Here is a 23092-nt window from a genome sequence, read left to right on the forward strand (position 1 = left end):
TCTGGGGAGTACGGTCGCAAGATTAAAACTCAAATGAATTGACGGGGGCCCGCACAAAGCGGTGGAGCATGTGGTTTAATTCGATGCAACGCGAAGAACCTTACCTACTCTTGACATCCAGAGAATTCGCTAGAGATAGCTTAGTGCCTTCGGGAACTCTGAGACAGGTGCTGCATGGCTGTCGTCAGCTCGTGTTGTGAAATGTTGGGTTAAGTCCCGCAACGAGCGCAACCTTATCCTTGTTTGCCAGCACGTAATGGTGGGAACTCCAGGGCGACTGCCGGTGATAAACGGAGGAAGGTGGGGACGACGTCAAGTCATCATGGCCCTTACGAGTAGGGCTACACACGTGCTACAATGGCGCATACAGAGGGCTGCAAGCTAGCGATAGTGAGCGAATCCCAAAAAGTGCGTCGTAGTCCGGATCGGAGTCTGCAACTCGACTCCGTGAAGTCGGAATCGCTAGTAATCGTGAATCAGAATGTCACGGTGAATACGTTCCCGGGCCTTGTACCCACCGCCCGTCACACCATGGGAGTGGGCTGCAAAAGAAGTGGGTAGTTTAACTTCGGGAGGACGCTCACCACTTTGTGGTTCATGACTGGGGTGGAGTCGTAACAAGGTAGCCCTAGGGGAACCTGAGGCTGGACCACACCCCTAAACGACAGATTACGATTTATGAGTGTTCACAAAGGTTGATTAGGTTTTAATAAGTTGAAGTGACAGAGCTTTAATAATGATTTCGATTATTGATTAAAGCTTTTTGCTTTAAGCTCTTTAACAATTTGGAAAGCTGACTGATTTAAATAACTTACGAGTTATTCAAATCAAAATTTAAAAGTTCTTAATATCTTTTGTTTATCTTAGATAAACAAATTAAAACACATTCAAGTGTTCTTGTATTTTGAATCCGGCGAAAAACCAGAACTCGCAATGACGAGTTCAACCTTGGTTGTTTATGCCATACGAAACCTCTTGGGGTTGTATGGTTAAGTGACTAAGCGTACACGGTGGATGCCTTGGCAGTCAGAGGCGATGAAAGACGTATTAACTTGCGATAAGCCCAGATTAGGTAGTAAAAACCTTTTGAGTCTGGGATTTCTGAATGGGGAAACCCACTAGCATAAGCTAGTATCGCTGCGTGAATACATAGCGCCAAACCGGGAGAACTGAAACATCTAAGTACCCCGAGGAAGAGAAATCAACCGAGATCCCGAAAGTAGCGGCGAGCGAAATTGGGTTAGCCCTTAAGCTTTTAATGAGACAGGTGAAGCCTCTGGAAAGTGGCGCGATACAAGGTGATAGCCCTGTAACCGACATCTCATCATCAGTGAAAACGAGTAAGGCGGGACACGTGATATCCTGTCTGAATATGGGGGGACCATCCTCCAAGGCTAAATACTACTGACTGACCGATAGTGAACCAGTACCGTGAGGGAAAGGCGAAAAGAACCCCTGTGAGGGGAGTGAAATAGAACCTGAAACCGTGTACGTACAAGCAGTAGGAGCATACTTGTTATGTGACTGCGTACCTTTTGTATAATGGGTCAGCGACTTATATTCAGTGGCAAGGTTAACCGTTTAGGGGAGCCGTAGGGAAACCGAGTCTTAACTGGGCGTTCAGTCTCTGGATATAGACCCGAAACCAAGTGATCTAGCCATGGGCAGGTTGAAGATTGAGTAACATCAATTGGAGGACCGAACCGACTAATGTTGAAAAATTAGCGGATGACTTGTGGCTAGGGGTGAAAGGCCAATCAAACTTGGAGATAGCTGGTTCTCCCCGAAATCTATTTAGGTAGAGCCTCGGACGAATACTACTGGGGGTAGAGCACTGTTAAGGCTAGGGGGTCATCCCGACTTACCAACCCTTTGCAAACTCCGAATACCAGTAAGTACTATCCGGGAGACACACGGCGGGTGCTAACGTCCGTCGTGGAGAGGGAAACAACCCAGACCGCCAGCTAAGGTCCCAAAGTTATAGCTAAGTGGGAAACGATGTGGGAAGGCTCAGACAGCCAGGATGTTGGCTTAGAAGCAGCCATCATTTAAAGAAAGCGTAATAGCTCACTGGTCGAGTCGGCCTGCGCGGAAGATGTAACGGGGCTAAGCTATACACCGAAGCTGCGGCAATGCAATTTATTGTGTTGGGTAGGGGAGCGTTCTGTAAGCCGTCGAAGGTGTGCTGTAAGGCATGCTGGAGGTATCAGAAGTGCGAATGCTGACATGAGTAACGATAAAGGGGGTGAAAAACCCCCTCGCCGGAAGACCAAGGGTTCCTGTCCAACGTTAATCGGGGCAGGGTAAGTCGACCCCTAAGGCGAGGCTGAAAAGCGTAGTCGATGGGAAACGGGTTAATATTCCCGTACTTCTTATAATTGCGATGGGGGGACGGAGAAGGCTAGGTGGGCTTGGCGACGGTCGTCCAAGTTCAAGTGCGTAGGCTAAGAGTTTAGGTAAATCCGGACTCTTGTTAGGCTGAGACACGATGTCGAGCATCTACGGATGTGAAGCCATTGATGCCATGCTTCCAGGAAAAGCCTCTAAGCTTCAGATTATAAGAAATCGTACCCCAAACCGACACAGGTGGTCGAGTAGAGAATACTAAGGCGCTTGAGAGAACTCGGGTGAAGGAACTAGGCAAAATGGTACCGTAACTTCGGGAGAAGGTACGCTCCTAGCGGTGATGAGACTTGCTCTCTAAGCTGCCGGGAGTCGCAGATACCAGGTGGCTGCAACTGTTTATTAAAACCATAGCACTGTGCTAAATCGTAAGATGACGTATACGGTGTGACGCCTGCCCGGTGCTTGAAGGTTAATTGATGGGGTTAGACTTCGGTCGAAGCTCTTGATCGAAGCCCAAGTAAACGGCGGCCGTAACTATAACGGTCCTAAGGTAGCGAAATTCCTTGTCGGGTAAGTTCCGACCTGCACGAATGGCGTAATGATGGCCACGCTGTCTCCACCCGAGACTCAGTGAAATTGAAATCGCTGTGAAGATGCAGTGTACCCGCGGCTAGACGGAAAGACCCCGTGAACCTTTACTACAGCTTGGCACTGAACATTGACCCTACATGTGTAGGATAGGTGGGAGCCTTTGAAACCAGTACGCTAGTATTGGTGGAGGCAATCTTGAAATACCACCCTTGTATGCTTGATGTTCTAACGTTGGCCCCTTATCGGGGTTGCGGACAGTGCCTGGTGGGTAGTTTGACTGGGGCGGTCTCCTCCCAAAGAGTAACGGAGGAGCACGAAGGTGGGCTAAACACGGTTGGACATCGTGTGGTTAGTGCAATGGCATAAGCCCGCTTGACTGCGAGAATGACAATTCGAGCAGGTACGAAAGTAGGTCATAGTGATCCGGTGGTTCTGAATGGAAGGGCCATCGCTCAACGGATAAAAGGTACTCCGGGGATAACAGGCTGATACCGCCCAAGAGTTCATATCGACGGCGGTGTTTGGCACCTCGATGTCGGCTCATCACATCCTGGGGCTGAAGTCGGTCCCAAGGGTATGGCTGTTCGCCATTTAAAGTGGTACGCGAGCTGGGTTTAGAACGTCGTGAGACAGTTCGGTCCCTATCTGCCGTGGGCGTTGGATGATTGAAAGGGGCTGCTCCTAGTACGAGAGGACCGGAGTGGACGAACCTCTGGTGTTCGGGTTGTTACGCCAGTAGCATTGCCCGGTAGCTAAGTTCGGGATCGATAAACGCTGAAAGCATCTAAGCGTGAAGCGAGCCTTGAGATGAGTCATCCCTGATACTATACGTATCCTAAAGGGTTGTTGGAGACTACGACGTAGATAGGCAGGGTGTGTAAGTGCTGCGAGGCATTGAGCTAACCTGTACTAATTGCCCGTGAGGCTTAACCATACAACACCCAAGGGGTTTTGAACGGATTTAAAGTTGCAAGAAACAGATTGAATGTGATTAAGAACAACTCTTTATATAGAGAAACGGCTTTCCAGATTATTATTTATCTCTTAGTGAGGTAGATAGAAAGAATTTGCTTGGCGACCATAGCGTTATGGACCCACCTGATCCCATGCCGAACTCAGAAGTGAAACGTAATAGCGCCGATGGTAGTGTGGGGTTTCCCCATGTGAGAGTAGGACATCGCCAGGCTTGAATTTGAATAAGTGCCCGTTCAATAGAACGGGCTTTTATTTCGCTCCCAGATTGTCACTGTGAGCCAAGTCAACATAACGTTTTTAAGTCTTTCATAAATAAATGAAAAAGTTGAAAATATTATCTTGACTTTCAAATCAGAAAGCGTATTATACGCAGCCTGAAGCGACGAAGCGGTAACGCTAAGTGGTTGAAAGACAAGCTCTTTAACAATTTAACCAAATCAATCTGTGTGGGCACTTGTGAGTTGATAATCACTAGTTTGCTTTTACTTTTCGAAGTGAATTCAAACAAAAATAATCAATGAACTGAGTGACTACACAAAATTACTTTTATGTAAGAAATCAGTATTAATCATTGAGCCGGTTTTGTTTCTGCTGAAACAAACCAAAAAACTTTAATTGAAGAGTTTGATCATGGCTCAGATTGAACGCTGGCGGCAGGCCTAACACATGCAAGTCGAGCGGTAACAGAAATTAGCTTGCTAATTTGCTGACGAGCGGCGGACGGGTGAGTAATGCCTGGGAATATGCCTTAGTGTGGGGGATAACTATTGGAAACGATAGCTAATACCGCATAATGTCTTCGGACCAAAGAGGGGGATCTTCGGACCTCTCGCGCTAAGATTAGCCCAGGTGAGATTAGCTTGTTGGTGAGGTAAGAGCTCACCAAGGCGACGATCTCTAGCTGGTCTGAGAGGATGATCAGCCACACTGGAACTGAGACACGGTCCAGACTCCTACGGGAGGCAGCAGTGGGGAATATTGCACAATGGGCGAAAGCCTGATGCAGCCATGCCGCGTGTATGAAGAAGGCCTTCGGGTTGTAAAGTACTTTCAGTCGTGAGGAAGGGTGTGTAGTTAATAGCTGCACATCTTGACGTTAGCGACAGAAGAAGCACCGGCTAACTCCGTGCCAGCAGCCGCGGTAATACGGAGGGTGCGAGCGTTAATCGGAATTACTGGGCGTAAAGCGCATGCAGGTGGTTTGTTAAGTCAGATGTGAAAGCCCGGGGCTCAACCTCGGAACCGCATTTGAAACTGGCAAACTAGAGTGCTGTAGAGGGGGGTAGAATTTCAGGTGTAGCGGTGAAATGCGTAGAGATCTGAAGGAATACCAGTGGCGAAGGCGGCCCCCTGGACAGACACTGACACTCAGATGCGAAAGCGTGGGGAGCAAACAGGATTAGATACCCTGGTAGTCCACGCCGTAAACGATGTCTACTTGGAGGTTGTGGCCTTGAGCCGTGGCTTTCGGAGCTAACGCGTTAAGTAGACCGCCTGGGGAGTACGGTCGCAAGATTAAAACTCAAATGAATTGACGGGGGCCCGCACAAGCGGTGGAGCATGTGGTTTAATTCGATGCAACGCGAAGAACCTTACCTACTCTTGACATCCAGAGAATTCGCTAGAGATAGCTTAGTGCCTTCGGGAACTCTGAGACAGGTGCTGCATGGCTGTCGTCAGCTCGTGTTGTGAAATGTTGGGTTAAGTCCCGCAACGAGCGCAACCCTTATCCTTGTTTGCCAGCACGTAATGGTGGGAACTCCAGGGAGACTGCCGGTGATAAACCGGAGGAAGGTGGGGACGACGTCAAGTCATCATGGCCCTTACGAGTAGGGCTACAACGTGCTACAATGGCGCATACAGAGGGCTGCAAGCTAGCGATAGTGAGCGAATCCCAAAAAGTGCGTCGTAGTCCGGATCGGAGTCTGCAACTCGACTCCGTGAAGTCGGAATCGCTAGTAATCGTGAATCAGAATGTCACGGTGAATACGTTCCCGGGCCTTGTACACACCGCCCGTCACACCATGGGAGTGGGCTGCAAAAGAAGTGGGTAGTTTAACCTTCGGGAGGACGCTCACCACTTTGTGGTTCATGACTGGGGTGAAGTCGTAACAAGGTAGCCCTAGGGGAACCTGGGGCTGGATCACCTCCTTAAACGATAGATTACGATTTATGAGTGTTCACACAGATTGATTAGGTTTTAATAAGTTGAAGTGACAGAGCTTTAATTAATGATTTCGATTATTGATTAAAGCTTTTTGCTTTAAGCTCTTTAACAATTTGGAAAGCTGACTGATTTAAATAACTTACGAGTTATTCAAATCAAAATTTAAAAGTTCTTAATATCTTTTGTTTATCTTAGATAAACAAATTAAAAACACATTCAAGTGTTCTTGTATTTTGAATCCGGCGAAAAACCAGAACTCGCAATGACGAGTTCAACCTTGGTTGTTTATGCCATACGAAACCTCTTGGGGTTGTATGGTTAAGTGACTAAGCGTACACGGTGGATGCCTTGGCAGTCAGAGGCGATGAAAGACGTATTAACTTGCGATAAGCCCAGATTAGGTAGTAAAAACCTTTTGAGTCTGGGATTTCTGAATGGGGAAACCCACTAGCATAAGCTAGTATCGCTGCGTGAATACATAGCGCAGCGAAGCAAACCGGGAGAACTGAAACATCTAAGTACCCCGAGGAAGAGAAATCAACCGAGATCCCGAAAGTAGCGGCGAGCGAAATTGGGTTAGCCCTTAAGCTTTTAATGAGACAGGTGAAGCCTCTGGAAAGTGGCGCGATACAAGGTGATAGCCCTGTAACCGACATCTCATCATCAGTGAAAACGAGTAAGGCGGGACACGTGATATCCTGTCTGAATATGGGGGGACCATCCTCCAAGGCTAAATACTACTGACTGACCGATAGTGAACCAGTACCGTGAGGGAAAGGCGAAAAGAACCCCTGTGAGGGGAGTGAAATAGAACCTGAAACCGTGTACGTACAAGCAGTAGGAGCATACTTGTTATGTGACTGCGTACCTTTTGTATAATGGGTCAGCGACTTATATTCAGTGGCAAGGTTAACCGTTTAGGGGAGCCGTAGGGAAACCGAGTCTTAACTGGGCGTTCAGTCTCTGGATATAGACCCGAAACCAAGTGATCTAGCCATGGGCAGGTTGAAGATTGAGTAACATCAATTGGAGGACCGAACCGACTAATGTTGAAAAATTAGCGGATGACTTGTGGCTAGGGGTGAAAGGCCAATCAAACTTGGAGATAGCTGGTTCTCCCCGAAATCTATTTAGGTAGAGCCTCGGACGAATACTACTGGGGGTAGAGCACTGTTAAGGCTAGGGGGTCATCCCGACTTACCAACCCTTTGCAAACTCCGAATACCAGTAAGTACTATCCGGGAGACACACGGCGGGTGCTAACGTCCGTCGTGGAGAGGGAAACAACCCAGACCGCCAGCTAAGGTCCCAAAGTTATAGCTAAGTGGGAAACGATGTGGGAAGGCTCAGACAGCCAGGATGTTGGCTTAGAAGCAGCCATCATTTAAAGAAAGCGTAATAGCTCACTGGTCGAGTCGGCCTGCGCGGAAGATGTAACGGGGCTAAGCTATACACCGAAGCTGCGGCAATGCAATTTATTGTGTTGGGTAGGGGAGCGTTCTGTAAGCCGTCGAAGGTGTGCTGTAAGGCATGCTGGAGGTATCAGAAGTGCGAATGCTGACATGAGTAACGATAAAGGGGGTGAAAAACCCCCTCGCCGGAAGACCAAGGGTTCCTGTCCAACGTTAATCGGGGCAGGGTAAGTCGACCCCTAAGGCGAGGCTGAAAAGCGTAGTCGATGGGAAACGGGTTAATATTCCCGTACTTCTTATAATTGCGATGGGGGGACGGAGAAGGCTAGGTGGGCTTGGCGACGGTCGTCCAAGTTCAAGTGCGTAGGCTAAGAGTTTAGGTAAATCCGGACTCTTGTTAGGCTGAGACACGATGTCGAGCATCTACGGATGTGAAGCCATTGATGCCATGCTTCCAGGAAAAGCCTCTAAGCTTCAGATTATAAGAAATCGTACCCCAAACCGACACAGGTGGTCGAGTAGAGAATACTAAGGCGCTTGAGAGAACTCGGGTGAAGGAACTAGGCAAAATGGTACCGTAACTTCGGGAGAAGGTACGCTCCTAGCGGTGATGAGACTTGCTCTCTAAGCTGCCGGGAGTCGCAGATACCAGGTGGCTGCAACTGTTTATTAAAAACATAGCACTGTGCTAAATCGTAAGATGACGTATACGGTGTGACGCCTGCCCGGTGCTTGAAGGTTAATTGATGGGGTTAGACTTCGGTCGAAGCTCTTGATCGAAGCCCAAGTAAACGGCGGCCGTAACTATAACGGTCCTAAGGTAGCGAAATTCCTTGTCGGGTAAGTTCCGACCTGCACGAATGGCGTAATGATGGCCACGCTGTCTCCACCCGAGACTCAGTGAAATTGAAATCGCTGTGAAGATGCAGTGTACCCGCGGCTAGACGGAAAGACCCCGTGAACCTTTACTACAGCTTGGCACTGAACATTGACCCTACATGTGTAGGATAGGTGGGAGCCTTTGAAACCAGTACGCTAGTATTGGTGGAGGCAATCTTGAAATACCTACCACCCTTGTATGCTTGATGTTCTAACGTTGGCCCCTTATCGGGGTTGCGGACAGTGCCTGGTGGGTAGTTTGACTGGGGCGGTCTCCTCCCAAAGAGTAACGGAGGAGCACGAAGGTGGGCTAAACACGGTTGGACATCGTGTGGTTAGTGCAATGGCATAAGCCCGCTTGACTGCGAGAATGACAATTCGAGCAGGTACGAAAGTAGGTCATAGTGATCCGGTGGTTCTGAATGGAAGGGCCATCGCTCAACGGATAAAAGGTACTCCGGGGATAACAGGCTGATACCGCCCAAGAGTTCATATCGACGGCGGTGTTTGGCACCTCGATGTCGGCTCATCACATCCTGGGGCTGAAGTCGGTCCCAAGGGTATGGCTGTTCGCCATTTAAAGTGGTACGCGAGCTGGGTTTAGAACGTCGTGAGACAGTTCGGTCCCTATCTGCCGTGGGCGTTGGATGATTGAAAGGGGCTGCTCCTAGTACGAGAGGACCGGAGTGGACGAACCTCTGGTGTTCGGGTTGTTACGCCAGTAGCATTGCCCGGTAGCTAAGTTCGGGATCGATAAACGCTGAAAGCATCTAAGCGTGAAGCGAGCCTTGAGATGAGTCATCCCTGATACTATACGTATCCTAAAGGGTTGTTGGAGACTACGACGTAGATAGGCAGGGTGTGTAAGTGCTGCGAGGCATTGAGCTAACCTGTACTAATTGCCCGTGAGGCTTAACCATACAACACCCAAGGGGTTTTGAACGGATTTAAAGTTGCAAGAAACAGATTGAATGTGATTAAGAACAACTCTTTATATAGAGAAACGGCTTTCCAGATATTATTTATCTCTTAGTGAGGTAGATAGAAAGAATTTGCTTGGCGACCATAGCGTTATGGACCCACCTGATCCCATGCCGAACTCAGAAGTGAAACGTAATAGCGCCGATGGTAGTGTGGGGTTTCCCCATGTGAGAGTAGGACATCGCCAGGCTTGAATTTGAATAAGTGCCCGTTCAATAGAACGGGCTTTTATTTCGCTCCCAGATTGTCACTGTGAGCCAAGTCAACATAACGTTTTTAAGTCTTTCATAAATAAATGAAAAAGTTGAAAATATTATCTTGACTTTCAAATCAGAAAGCGTATTATACGCAGCCTGAAGCGACGAAGCGGTAACGCTAAGTGGTTGAAAGACAAGCTCTTTAACAATTTAACCAAATCAATCTGTGTGGGCACTTGTGAGTTGATAATCACTAGTTTGCTTTTACTTTTCGAAGTGAATTCAAACAAAAATAATCAATGAACTGAGTGACTACACAAAATTACTTTTATGTAAGAAATCAGTATTAATCATTGAGCCGGTTTTGTTTCTGCTGAAACAAACCAAAAAACTTTAATTGAAGAGTTTGATCATGGCTCAGATTGAACGCTGGCGGCAGGCCTAACACATGCAAGTCGAGCGGTAACAGAAATTAGCTTGCTAATTTGCTGACGAGCGGCGGACGGGTGAGTAATGCCTGGGAATATGCCTTAGTGTGGGGGATAACTATTGGAAACGATAGCTAATACCGCATAATGTCTTCGGACCAAAGAGGGGGATCTTCGGACCTCTCGCGCTAAGATTAGCCCAGGTGAGATTAGCTTGTTGGTGAGGTAAGAGCTCACCAAGGCGACGATCTCTAGCTGGTCTGAGAGGATGATCAGCCACACTGGAACTGAGACACGGTCCAGACTCCTACGGGAGGCAGCAGTGGGGAATATTGCACAATGGGCGAAAGCCTGATGCAGCCATGCCGCGTGTATGAAGAAGGCCTTCGGGTTGTAAAGTACTTTCAGTCGTGAGGAAGGGTGTGTAGTTAATAGCTGCACATCTTGACGTTAGCGACAGAAGAAGCACCGGCTAACTCCGTGCCAGCAGCCGCGGTAATACGGAGGGTGCGAGCGTTAATCGGAATTACTGGGCGTAAAGCGCATGCAGGTGGTTTGTTAAGTCAGATGTGAAAGCCCGGGGCTCAACCTCGGAACCGCATTTGAAACTGGCAAACTAGAGTGCTGTAGAGGGGGGTAGAATTTCAGGTGTAGCGGTGAAATGCGTAGAGATCTGAAGGAATACCAGTGGCGAAGGCGGCCCCCTGGACAGACACTGACACTCAGATGCGAAAGCGTGGGGAGCAAACAGGATTAGATACCCTGGTAGTCCACGCCGTAAACGATGTCTACTTGGAGGTTGTGGCCTTGAGCCGTGGCTTTCGGAGCTAACGCGTTAAGTAGACCGCCTGGGGAGTACGGTCGCAAGATTAAAACTCAAATGAATTGACGGGGGCCCGCACAAGCGGTGGAGCATGTGGTTTAATTCGATGCAACGCGAAGAACCTTACCTACTCTTGACATCCAGAGAATTCGCTAGAGATAGCTTAGTGCCTTCGGGAACTCTGAGACAGGTGCTGCATGGCTGTCGTCAGCTCGTGTTGTGAAATGTTGGGTTAAGTCCCGCAACGAGCGCAACCCTTATCCTTGTTTGCCAGCACGTAATGGTGGGAACTCCAGGGAGACTGCCGGTGATAAACCGGAGGAAGGTGGGGACGACGTCAAGTCATCATGGCCCTTACGAGTAGGGCTACACACGTGCTACAATGGCGCATACAGAGGGCTGCAAGCTAGCGATAGTGAGCGAATCCCAAAAAGTGCGTCGTAGTCCGGATCGGAGTCTGCAACTCGACTCCGTGAAGTCGGAATCGCTAGTAATCGTGAATCAGAATGTCACGGTGAATACGTTCCCGGGCCTTGTACACACCGCCCGTCACACCATGGGAGTGGGCTGCAAAAGAAGTGGGTAGTTTAACCTTCGGGAGGACGCTCACCACTTTGTGGTTCATGACTGGGGTGAAGTCGTAACAAGGTAGCCCTAGGGGAACCTGGGGCTGGATCACCTCCTTAAACGATAGATTACGATTTATGAGTGTTCACACAGATTGATTAGGTTTTAATAAGTTGAAGTGACAGAGCTTTAATTAATGATTTCGATTATTGATTAAAGCTTTTTGCTTTAAGCTCTTTAACAATTTGGAAAGCTGACTGATTTAAATAACTTACGAGTTATTCAAATCAAAATTTAAAAGTTCTTAATATCTTTTGTTTATCTTAGATAAACAAATTAAAAACACATTCAAGTGTTCTTGTATTTTGAATCCGGCGAAAAACCAGAACTCGCAATGACGAGTTCAACCTTGGTTGTTTATGCCATACGAAACCTCTTGGGGTTGTATGGTTAAGTGACTAAGCGTACACGGTGGATGCCTTGGCAGTCAGAGGCGATGAAAGACGTATTAACTTGCGATAAGCCCAGATTAGGTAGTAAAAACCTTTTGAGTCTGGGATTTCTGAATGGGGAAACCCACTAGCATAAGCTAGTATCGCTGCGTGAATACATAGCGCAGCGAAGCAAACCGGGAGAACTGAAACATCTAAGTACCCCGAGGAAGAGAAATCAACCGAGATCCCGAAAGTAGCGGCGAGCGAAATTGGGTTAGCCCTTAAGCTTTTAATGAGACAGGTGAAGCCTCTGGAAAGTGGCGCGATACAAGGTGATAGCCCTGTAACCGACATCTCATCATCAGTGAAAACGAGTAAGGCGGGACACGTGATATCCTGTCTGAATATGGGGGGACCATCCTCCAAGGCTAAATACTACTGACTGACCGATAGTGAACCAGTACCGTGAGGGAAAGGCGAAAAGAACCCTGTGAGGGGAGTGAAATAGAACCTGAAACCGTGTACGTACAAGCAGTAGGAGCATACTTGTTATGTGACTGCGTACCTTTTGTATAATGGGTCAGCGACTTATATTCAGTGGCAAGGTTAACCGTTTAGGGGAGCCGTAGGGAAACCGAGTCTTAACTGGGCGTTCAGTCTCTGGATATAGACCCGAAACCAAGTGATCTAGCCATGGGCAGGTTGAAGATTGAGTAACATCAATTGGAGGACCGAACCGACTAATGTTGAAAAATTAGCGGATGACTTGTGGCTAGGGGTGAAAGGCCAATCAAACTTGGAGATAGCTGGTTCTCCCCGAAATCTATTTAGGTAGAGCCTCGGACGAATACTACTGGGGGTAGAGCACTGTTAAGGCTAGGGGGTCATCCCGACTTACCAACCCTTTGCAAACTCCGAATACCAGTAAGTACTATCCGGGAGACACACGGCGGGTGCTAACGTCCGTCGTGGAGAGGGAAACAACCCAGACCGCCAGCTAAGGTCCCAAAGTTATAGCTAAGTGGGAAACGATGTGGGAAGGCTCAGACAGCCAGGATGTTGGCTTAGAAGCAGCCATCATTTAAAGAAAGCGTAATAGCTCACTGGTCGAGTCGGCCTGCGCGGAAGATGTAACGGGGCTAAGCTATACACCGAAGCTGCGGCAATGCAATTTATTGTGTTGGGTAGGGGAGCGTTCTGTAAGCCGTCGAAGGTGTGCTGTAAGGCATGCTGGAGGTATCAGAAGTGCGAATGCTGACATGAGTAACGATAAAGGGGGTGAAAAACCCCCTCGCCGGAAGACCAAGGGTTCCTGTCCAACGTTAATCGGGGCAGGGTAAGTCGACCCCTAAGGCGAGGCTGAAAAGCGTAGTCGATGGGAAACGGGTTAATATTCCCGTACTTCTTATAATTGCGATGGGGGGACGGAGAAGGCTAGGTGGGCTTGGCGACGGTCGTCCAAGTTCAAGTGCGTAGGCTAAGAGTTTAGGTAAATCCGGACTCTTGTTAGGCTGAGACACGATGTCGAGCATCTACGGATGTGAAGCCATTGATGCCATGCTTCCAGGAAAAGCCTCTAAGCTTCAGATTATAAGAAATCGTACCCCAAACCGACACAGGTGGTCGAGTAGAGAATACTAAGGCGCTTGAGAGAACTCGGGTGAAGGAACTAGGCAAAATGGTACCGTAACTTCGGGAGAAGGTACGCTCCTAGCGGTGATGAGACTTGCTCTCTAAGCTGCCGGGAGTCGCAGATACCAGGTGGCTGCAACTGTTTATTAAAAACATAGCACTGTGCTAAATCGTAAGATGACGTATACGGTGTGACGCCTGCCCGGTGCTTGAAGGTTAATTGATGGGGTTAGACTTCGGTCGAAGCTCTTGATCGAAGCCCAAGTAAACGGCGGCCGTAACTATAACGGTCCTAAGGTAGCGAAATTCCTTGTCGGGTAAGTTCCGACCTGCACGAATGGCGTAATGATGGCCACGCTGTCTCCACCCGAGACTCAGTGAAATTGAAATCGCTGTGAAGATGCAGTGTACCCGCGGCTAGACGGAAAGACCCCGTGAACCTTTACTACAGCTTGGCACTGAACATTGACCCTACATGTGTAGGATAGGTGGGAGCCTTTGAAACCAGTACGCTAGTATTGGTGGAGGCAATCTTGAAATACCACCCTTGTATGCTTGATGTTCTAACGTTGGCCCCTTATCGGGGTTGCGGACAGTGCCTGGTGGGTAGTTTGACTGGGGCGGTCTCCTCCCAAAGAGTAACGGAGGAGCACGAAGGTGGGCTAAACACGGTTGGACATCGTGTGGTTAGTGCAATGGCATAAGCCCGCTTGACTGCGAGAATGACAATTCGAGCAGGTACGAAAGTAGGTCATAGTGATCCGGTGGTTCTGAATGGAAGGGCCATCGCTCAACGGATAAAAGGTACTCCGGGGATAACAGGCTGATACCGCCCAAGAGTTCATATCGACGGCGGTGTTTGGCACCTCGATGTCGGCTCATCACATCCTGGGGCTGAAGTCGGTCCCAAGGGTATGGCTGTTCGCCATTTAAAGTGGTACGCGAGCTGGGTTTAGAACGTCGTGAGACAGTTCGGTCCCTATCTGCCGTGGGCGTTGGATGATTGAAAGGGGCTGCTCCTAGTACGAGAGGACCGGAGTGGACGAACCTCTGGTGTTCGGGTTGTTACGCCAGTAGCATTGCCCGGTAGTAGTACTGGATCGATAAACGCTGAAAGCATCTAAGCGTGAAGCGAGCCTTGAGATGAGTCATCCCTGATACTATACGTATCCTAAAGGGTTGTTGGAGACTACGACGTAGATAGGCAGGGTGTGTAAGTGCTGCGAGGCATTGAGCTAACCTGTACTAATTGCCCGTGAGGCTTAACCATACAACACCCAAGGGGTTTTGAACGGATTTAAAGTTGCAAGAAACAGATTGAATGTGATTAAGAACAACTCTTTATATAGAGAAACGGCTTTCCAGATTATTATTTATCTCTTAGTGAGGTAGATAGAAAGAATTTGCTTGGCGACCATAGCGTTATGGACCCACCTGATCCCATGCCGAACTCAGAAGTGAAACGTAATAGCGCCGATGGTAGTGTGGGGTTTCCCCATGTGAGAGTAGGACATCGCCAGGCTTGAATTTGAATAAGTGCCCGTTCAATAGAACGGGCTTTTATTTCGCTCCCAGATTGTCACTGTGAGCCAAGTCAACATAACGTTTTTAAGTCTTTCATAAATAAATGAAAAAGTTGAAAATATTATCTTGACTTTCAAATCAGAAAGCGTATTATACGCAGCCTGAAGCGACGAAGCGGTAACGCTAAGTGGTTGAAAGACAAGCTCTTTAACAATTTAACCAAATCAATCTGTGTGGGCACTTGTGAGTTGATAATCACTAGTTTGCTTTTACTTTTCGAAGTGAATTCAAACAAAAATAATCAATGAACTGAGTGACTACACAAAATTACTTTTATGTAAGAAATCAGTATTAATCATTGAGCCGGTTTTGTTTCTGCTGAAACAAACCAAAAAACTTTAATTGAAGAGTTTGATCATGGCTCAGATTGAACGCTGGCGGCAGGCCTAACACATGCAAGTCGAGCGGTAACAGAAATTAGCTTGCTAATTTGCTGACGAGCGGCGGACGGGTGAGTAATGCCTGGGAATATGCCTTAGTGTGGGGGATAACTATTGGAAACGATAGCTAATACCGCATAATGTCTTCGGACCAAAGAGGGGGATCTTCGGACCTCTCGCGCTAAGATTAGCCCAGGTGAGATTAGCTTGTTGGTGAGGTAAGAGCTCACCAAGGCGACGATCTCTAGCTGGTCTGAGAGGATGATCAGCCACACTGGAACTGAGACACGGTCCAGACTCCTACGGGAGGCAGCAGTGGGGAATATTGCACAATGGGCGAAAGCCTGATGCAGCCATGCCGCGTGTATGAAGAAGGCCTTCGGGTTGTAAAGTACTTTCAGTCGTGAGGAAGGGTGTGTAGTTAATAGCTGCACATCTTGACGTTAGCGACAGAAGAAGCACCGGCTAACTCCGTGCCAGCAGCCGCGGTAATACGGAGGGTGCGAGCGTTAATCGGAATTACTGGGCGTAAAGCGCATGCAGGTGGTTTGTTAAGTCAGATGTGAAAGCCCGGGGCTCAACCTCGGAACCGCATTTGAAACTGGCAAACTAGAGTGCTGTAGAGGGGGGTAGAATTTCAGGTGTAGCGGTGAAATGCGTAGAGATCTGAAGGAATACCAGTGGCGAAGGCGGCCCCCTGGACAGACACTGACACTCAGATGCGAAAGCGTGGGGAGCAAACAGGATTAGATACCCTGGTAGTCCACGCCGTAAACGATGTCTACTTGGAGGTTGTGGCCTTGAGCCGTGGCTTTCGGAGCTAACGCGTTAAGTAGACCGCCTGGGGAGTACGGTCGCAAGATTAAAACTCAAATGAATTGACGGGGGCCCGCACAAGCGGTGGAGCATGTGGTTTAATTCGATGCAACGCGAAGAACCTTACCTACTCTTGACATCCAGAGAATTCGCTAGAGATAGCTTAGTGCCTTCGGGAACTCTGAGACAGGTGCTGCATGGCTGTCGTCAGCTCGTGTTGTGAAATGTTGGGTTAAGTCCCGCAACGAGCGCAACCCTTATCCTTGTTTGCCAGCACGTAATGGTGGGAACTCCAGGGAGACTGCCGGTGATAAACCGGAGGAAGGTGGGGACGACGTCAAGTCATCATGGCCCTTACGAGTAGGGCTACACACGTGCTACAATGGCGCATACAGAGGGCTGCAAGCTAGCGATAGTGAGCGAATCCCAAAAAGTGCGTCGTAGTCCGGATCGGAGTCTGCAACTCGACTCCGTGAAGTCGGAATCGCTAGTAATCGTGAATCAGAATGTCACGGTGAATACGTTCCCGGGCCTTGTACACACCGCCCGTCACACCATGGGAGTGGGCTGCAAAAGAAGTGGGTAGTTTAACCTTCGGGAGGACGCTCACCACTTTGTGGTTCATGACTGGGGTGAAGTCGTAACAAGGTAGCCCTAGGGGAACCTGGGGCTGGATCACCTCCTTAAACGATAGATTACGATTTATGAGTGTTCACACAGATTGATTAGGTTTTAATAAGTTGAAGTGACAGAGCTTTAATTAATGATTTCGATTATTGATTAAAGCTTTTTGCTTTAAGCTCTTTAACAATTTGGAAAGCTGACTGATTTAAATAACTTACGAGTTATTCAAATCAAAATTTAAAAGTTCTTAATATCTTTTGTTTATCTTAGATAAACAAATTAAAAACACATTCAAGTGTTCTTGTATTTTGAATCCGGCGAAAAACCAGAACTCGCAATGACGAGTTCAACCTTGGTTGTTTATGCCATACGAAACCTCTTGGGGTTGTATGGTTAAGTGACTAAGCGTACACGGTGGATGCCTTGGCAGTCAGAGGCGATGAAAGACGTATTAACTTGCGATAAGCCCAGATTAGGTAGTAAAAACCTTTTGAGTCTGGGATTTCTGAATGGGGAAACCCACTAGCATAAGCTAGTATCGCTGCGTGAATACATAGCGCAGCGAAGCAAACCGGGAGAACTGAAACATCTAAGTACCCCGAGGAAGAGAAATCAACCGAGATCCCGAAAGTAGCGGCGAGCGAAATTGGGTTAGCCCTTAAGCTTTTAATGAGACAGGTGAAGCCTCTGGAAAGTGGCGCGATACAAGGTGATAGCCCTGTAACCGACATCTCATCATCAGTGAAAACGAGTAAGGCGGGACACGTGATATCCTGTCTGAATATGGGGGGACCATCCTCCAAGGCTAAATACTACTGACTGACCGATAGTGAACCAGTACCGTGAGGGAAAGGCGAAAAGAACCCCTGTGAGGGGAGTGAAATAGAACCTGAAACCGTGTACGTACAAGCAGTAGGAGCATACTTGTTATGTGACTGCGTACCTTTTGTATAATGGGTCAGCGACTTATATTCAGTGGCAAGGTTAACCGTTTAGGGGAGCCGTAGGGAAACCGAGTCTTAACTGGGCGTTCAGTCTCTGGATATAGACCCGAAACCAAGTGATCTAGCCATGGGCAGGTTGAAGATTGAGTAACATCAATTGGAGGACCGAACCGACTAATGTTGAAAAATTAGCGGATGACTTGTGGCTAGGGGTGAAAGGCCAATCAAACTTGGAGATAGCTGGTTCTCCCCGAAATCTATTTAGGTAGAGCCTCGGACGAATACTACTGGGGGTAGAGCACTGTTAAGGCTAGGGGGTCATCCCGACTTACCAACCCTTTGCAAACTCCGAATACCAGTAAGTACTATCCGGGAGACACACGGCGGGTGCTAACGTCCGTCGTGGAGAGGGAAACAACCCAGACCGCCAGCTAAGGTCCCAAAGTTATAGCTAAGTGGGAAACGATGTGGGAAGGCTCAGACAGCCAGGATGTTGGCTTAGAAGCAGCCATCATTTAAAGAAAGCGTAATAGCTCACTGGTCGAGTCGGCCTGCGCGGAAGATGTAACGGGGCTAAGCTATACACCGAAGCTGCGGCAATGCAATTTATTGTGTTGGGTAGGGGAGCGTTCTGTAAGCCGTCGAAGGTGTGCTGTAAGGCATGCTGGAGGTATCAGAAGTGCGAATGCTGACATGAGTAACGATAAAGGGGGTGAAAAACCTCCCTCGCCGGAAGACCAAGGGTTCCTGTCCAACGTTAATCGGGGCAGGGTAAGTCGACCCCTAAGGCGAGGCTGAAAAGCGTAGTCGATGGGAAACGGGTTAATATTCCCGTACTTCTTATAATTGCGATGGGGGGACGGAGAAGGCTAGGTGGGCTTGGCGACGGTCGTCCAAGTTCAAGTGCGTAGGCTAAGAGTTTAGGTAAATCCGGACTCTTGTTAGGCTGAGACACGATGTCGAGCATCTACGGATGTGAAGCCATTGATGCCATGCTTCCAGGAAAAGCCTCTAAGCTTCAGATTATAAGAAATCGTACCCCAAACCGACACAGGTGGTCGAGTAGAGAATACTAAGGCGCTTGAGAGAACTCGGGTGAAGGAACTAGGCAAAATGGTACCGTAACTTCGGGAGAAGGTACGCTCCTAGCGGTGATGAGACTTGCTCTCTAAGCTGCCGGGAGTCGCAGATACCAGGTGGCTGCAACTGTTTATTAAAAACATAGCACTGTGCTAAATCGTAAGATGACGTATACGGTGTGACGCCTGCCCGGTGCTTGAAGGTTAATTGATGGGGTTAGACTTCGGTCGAAGCTCTTGATCGAAGCCCAAGTAAACGGCGGCCGTAACTATAACGGTCCTAAGGTAGCGAAATTCCTTGTCGGGTAAGTTCCGACCTGCACGAATGGCGTAATGATGGCCACGCTGTCTCCACCCGAGACTCAGTGAAATTGAAATCGCTGTGAAGATGCAGTGTACCCGCGGCTAGACGGAAAGACCCCGTGAACCTTTACTACAGCTTGGCACTGAACATTGACCCTACATGTGTAGGATAGGTGGGAGCCTTTGAAACCAGTACGCTAGTATTGGTGGAGGCAATCTTGAAATACCACCCTTGTATGCTTGATGTTCTAACGTTGGCCCCTTATCGGGGTTGCGGACAGTGCCTGGTGGGTAGTTTGACTGGGGCGGTCTCCTCCCAAAGAGTAACGGAGGAGCACGAAGGTGGGCTAAACACGGTTGGACATCGTGTGGTTAGTGCAATGGCATAAGCCCGCTTGACTGCGAGAATGACAATTCGAGCAGGTACGAAAGTAGGTCATAGTGATCCGGTGGTTCTGAATGGAAGGGCCATCGCTCAACGGATAAAAGGTACTCCGGGGATAACAGGCTGATACCGCCCAAGAGTTCATATCGACGGCGGTGTTTGGCACCTCGATGTCGGCTCATCACATCCTGGGGCTGAAGTCGGTCCCAAGGGTATGGCTGTTCGCCATTTAAAGTGGTACGCGAGCTGGGTTTAGAACGTCGTGAGACAGTTCGGTCCCTATCTGCCGTGGGCGTTGGATGATTGAAAGGGGCTGCTCCTAGTACGAGAGGACCGGAGTGGACGAACCTCTGGTGTTCGGGTTGTTACGCCAGTAGCATTGCCCGGTAGCTAAGTTCGGGATCGATAAACGCTGAAAGCATCTAAGCGTGAAGCGAGCCTTGAGATGAGTCATCCCTGATACTATACGTATCCTAAAGGGTTGTTGGAGACTACGACGTAGATAGGCAGGGTGTGTAAGTGCTGCGAGGCATTGAGCTAACCTGTACTAATTGCCCGTGAGGCTTAACCATACAACACCCAAGGGGTTTTGAACGGATTTAAAGTTGCAAGAAACAGATTGAATGTGATTAAGAACAACTCTTTATATAGAGAAACGGCTTTCCAGATTATTATTTATCTCTTAGTGAGGTAGATAGAAAGAATTTGCTTGGCGACCATAGCGTTATGGACCCACCTGATCCCATGCCGAACTCAGAAGTGAAACGTAATAGCGCCGATGGTAGTGTGGGGTTTCCCCATGTGAGAGTAGGACATCGCCAGGCTTGAATTTGAATAAGTGCCCGTTCAATAGAACGGGCTTTTATTTCGCTCCCAGATTGTCACTGTGAGCCAAGTCAACATAACGTTTTTAAGTCTTTCATAAATAAATGAAAAAGTTGAAAATATTATCTTGACTTTCAAATCAGAAAGCGTATTATACGCAGCCTGAAGCGACGAAGCGGTAACGCTAAGTGGTTGAAAGACAAGCTCTTTAACAATTTAACCAAATCAATCTGTGTGGGCACTTGTGAGTTGATAATCACTAGTTTGCTTTTACTTTTCGAAGTGAATTCAAACAAAAATAATCAATGAACTGAGTGACTACACAAAATTACTTTTATGTAAGAAATCAGTATTAATCATTGAGCCGGTTTTGTTTCTGCTGAAACAAACCAAAAAACTTTAATTGAAGAGTTTGATCATGGCTCAGATTGAACGCTGGCGGCAGGCCTAACACATGCAAGTCGAGCGGTAACAGAAATTAGCTTGCTAATTTGCTGACGAGCGGCGGACGGGTGAGTAATGCCTGGGAATATGCCTTAGTGTGGGGGATAACTATTGGAAACGATAGCTAATACCGCATAATGTCTTCGGACCAAAGAGGGGGATCTTCGGACCTCTCGCGCTAAGATTAGCCCAGGTGAGATTAGCTTGTTGGTGAGGTAAGAGCTCACCAAGGCGACGATCTCTAGCTGGTCTGAGAGGATGATCAGCCACACTGGAACTGAGACACGGTCCAGACTCCTACGGGAGGCAGCAGTGGGGAATATTGCACAATGGGCGAAAGCCTGATGCAGCCATGCCGCGTGTATGAAGAAGGCCTTCGGGTTGTAAAGTACTTTCAGTCGTGAGGAAGGGTGTGTAGTTAATAGCTGCACATCTTGACGTTAGCGACAGAAGAAGCACCGGCTAACTCCGTGCCAGCAGCCGCGGTAATACGGAGGGTGCGAGCGTTAATCGGAATTACTGGGCGTAAAGCGCATGCAGGTGGTTTGTTAAGTCAGATGTGAAAGCCCGGGGCTCAACCTCGGAACCGCATTTGAAACTGGCAAACTAGAGTGCTGTAGAGGGGGGTAGAATTTCAGGTGTAGCGGTGAAATGCGTAGAGATCTGAAGGAATACCAGTGGCGAAGGCGGCCCCCTGGACAGACACTGACACTCAGATGCGAAAGCGTGGGGAGCAAACAGGATTAGATACCCTGGTAGTCCACGCCGTAAACGATGTCTACTTGGAGGTTGTGGCCTTGAGCCGTGGCTTTCGGAGCTAACGCGTTAAGTAGACCGCCTGGGGAGTACGGTCGCAAGATTAAAACTCAAATGAATTGACGGGGGCCCGCACAAGCGGTGGAGCATGTGGTTTAATTCGATGCAACGCGAAGAACCTTACCTACTCTTGACATCCAGAGAATTCGCTAGAGATAGCTTAGTGCCTTCGGGAACTCTGAGACAGGTGCTGCATGGCTGTCGTCAGCTCGTGTTGTGAAATGTTGGGTTAAGTCCCGCAACGAGCGCAACCCTTATCCTTGTTTGCCAGCACGTAATGGTGGGAACTCCAGGGAGACTGCCGGTGATAAACCGGAGGAAGGTGGGGACGACGTCAAGTCATCATGGCCCTTACGAGTAGGGCTACACACGTGCTACAATGGCGCATACAGAGGGCTGCAAGCTAGCGATAGTGAGCGAATCCCAAAAAGTGCGTCGTAGTCCGGATCGGAGTCTGCAACTCGACTCCGTGAAGTCGGAATCGCTAGTAATCGTGAATCAGAATGTCACGGTGAATACGTTCCCGGGCCTTGTACACACCGCCCGTCACACCATGGGAGTGGGCTGCAAAAGAAGTGGGTAGTTTAACCTTCGGGAGGACGCTCACCACTTTGTGGTTCATGACTGGGGTGAAGTCGTAACAAGGTAGCCCTAGGGGAACCTGGGGCTGGATCACCTCCTTAAACGATAGATTACGATTTATGAGTGTTCACACAGATTGATTAGGTTTTAATAAGTTGAAGTGACAGAGCTTTAATTAATGATTTCGATTATTGATTAAAGCTTTTTGCTTTAAGCTCTTTAACAATTTGGAAAGCTGACTGATTTAAATAACTTACGAGTTATTCAAATCAAAATTTAAAAGTTCTTAATATCTTTTGTTTATCTTAGATAAACAAATTAAAAACACATTCAAGTGTTCTTGTATTTTGAATCCGGCGAAAAACCAGAACTCGCAATGACGAGTTCAACCTTGGTTGTTTATGCCATACGAAACCTCTTGGGGTTGTATGGTTAAGTGACTAAGCGTACACGGTGGATGCCTTGGCAGTCAGAGGCGATGAAAGACGTATTAACTTGCGATAAGCCCAGATTAGGTAGTAAAAACCTTTTGAGTCTGGGATTTCTGAATGGGGAAACCCACTAGCATAAGCTAGTATCGCTGCGTGAATACATAGCGCAGCGAAGCAAACCGGGAGAACTGAAACATCTAAGTACCCCGAGGAAGAGAAATCAACCGAGATCCCGAAAGTAGCGGCGAGCGAAATTGGGTTAGCCCTTAAGCTTTTAATGAGACAGGTGAAGCCTCTGGAAAGTGGCGCGATACAAGGTGATAGCCCTGTAACCGACATCTCATCATCAGTGAAAACGAGTAAGGCGGGACACGTGATATCCTGTCTGAATATGGGGGGACCATCCTCCAAGGCTAAATACTACTGACTGACCGATAGTGAACCAGA

General features: G+C 48.3%; 14 rRNA genes. All 14 read left to right on the top strand.

What is annotated here, in order from left to right:
• Positions 1–660 (top strand): 16S ribosomal RNA (locus tag ACU5DF_RS23070); the annotation flags it as partial.
• Between the two features lie 327 nt (positions 661–987).
• A 23S ribosomal RNA gene (locus tag ACU5DF_RS23075) occupies positions 988–3871 on the top strand.
• A 136-nt stretch (positions 3872–4007) separates the two neighbouring features.
• A 5S ribosomal RNA gene (rrf, locus tag ACU5DF_RS23080) occupies positions 4008–4123 on the top strand.
• A 401-nt stretch (positions 4124–4524) separates the two neighbouring features.
• Positions 4525–6066: ribosomal RNA gene (locus tag ACU5DF_RS23085) — 16S ribosomal RNA — on the top strand.
• 329 nt (positions 6067–6395) lie between these two features.
• Positions 6396–9290 (top strand): 23S ribosomal RNA (locus ACU5DF_RS23090).
• A 135-nt stretch (positions 9291–9425) separates the two neighbouring features.
• Positions 9426–9541: ribosomal RNA gene (gene rrf, locus ACU5DF_RS23095) — 5S ribosomal RNA — on the top strand.
• A gap of 401 nt (positions 9542–9942) precedes the next feature.
• Positions 9943–11485 (top strand): 16S ribosomal RNA (locus ACU5DF_RS23100).
• Between the two features lie 329 nt (positions 11486–11814).
• Positions 11815–14702, top strand: a 23S ribosomal RNA gene (locus ACU5DF_RS23105).
• Between the two features lie 136 nt (positions 14703–14838).
• A 5S ribosomal RNA gene (gene rrf, locus ACU5DF_RS23110) occupies positions 14839–14954 on the top strand.
• 401 nt (positions 14955–15355) lie between these two features.
• Positions 15356–16898, top strand: a 16S ribosomal RNA gene (locus ACU5DF_RS23115).
• 329 nt (positions 16899–17227) lie between these two features.
• Positions 17228–20119, top strand: a 23S ribosomal RNA gene (locus tag ACU5DF_RS23120).
• 136 nt (positions 20120–20255) lie between these two features.
• Positions 20256–20371: ribosomal RNA gene (rrf, locus tag ACU5DF_RS23125) — 5S ribosomal RNA — on the top strand.
• A 401-nt stretch (positions 20372–20772) separates the two neighbouring features.
• Positions 20773–22315: ribosomal RNA gene (locus ACU5DF_RS23130) — 16S ribosomal RNA — on the top strand.
• A gap of 329 nt (positions 22316–22644) precedes the next feature.
• Positions 22645–23092: ribosomal RNA gene (locus ACU5DF_RS23135) — 23S ribosomal RNA — on the top strand; the annotation flags it as partial.

The organism is Aliivibrio wodanis (genome assembly GCF_052920805.1).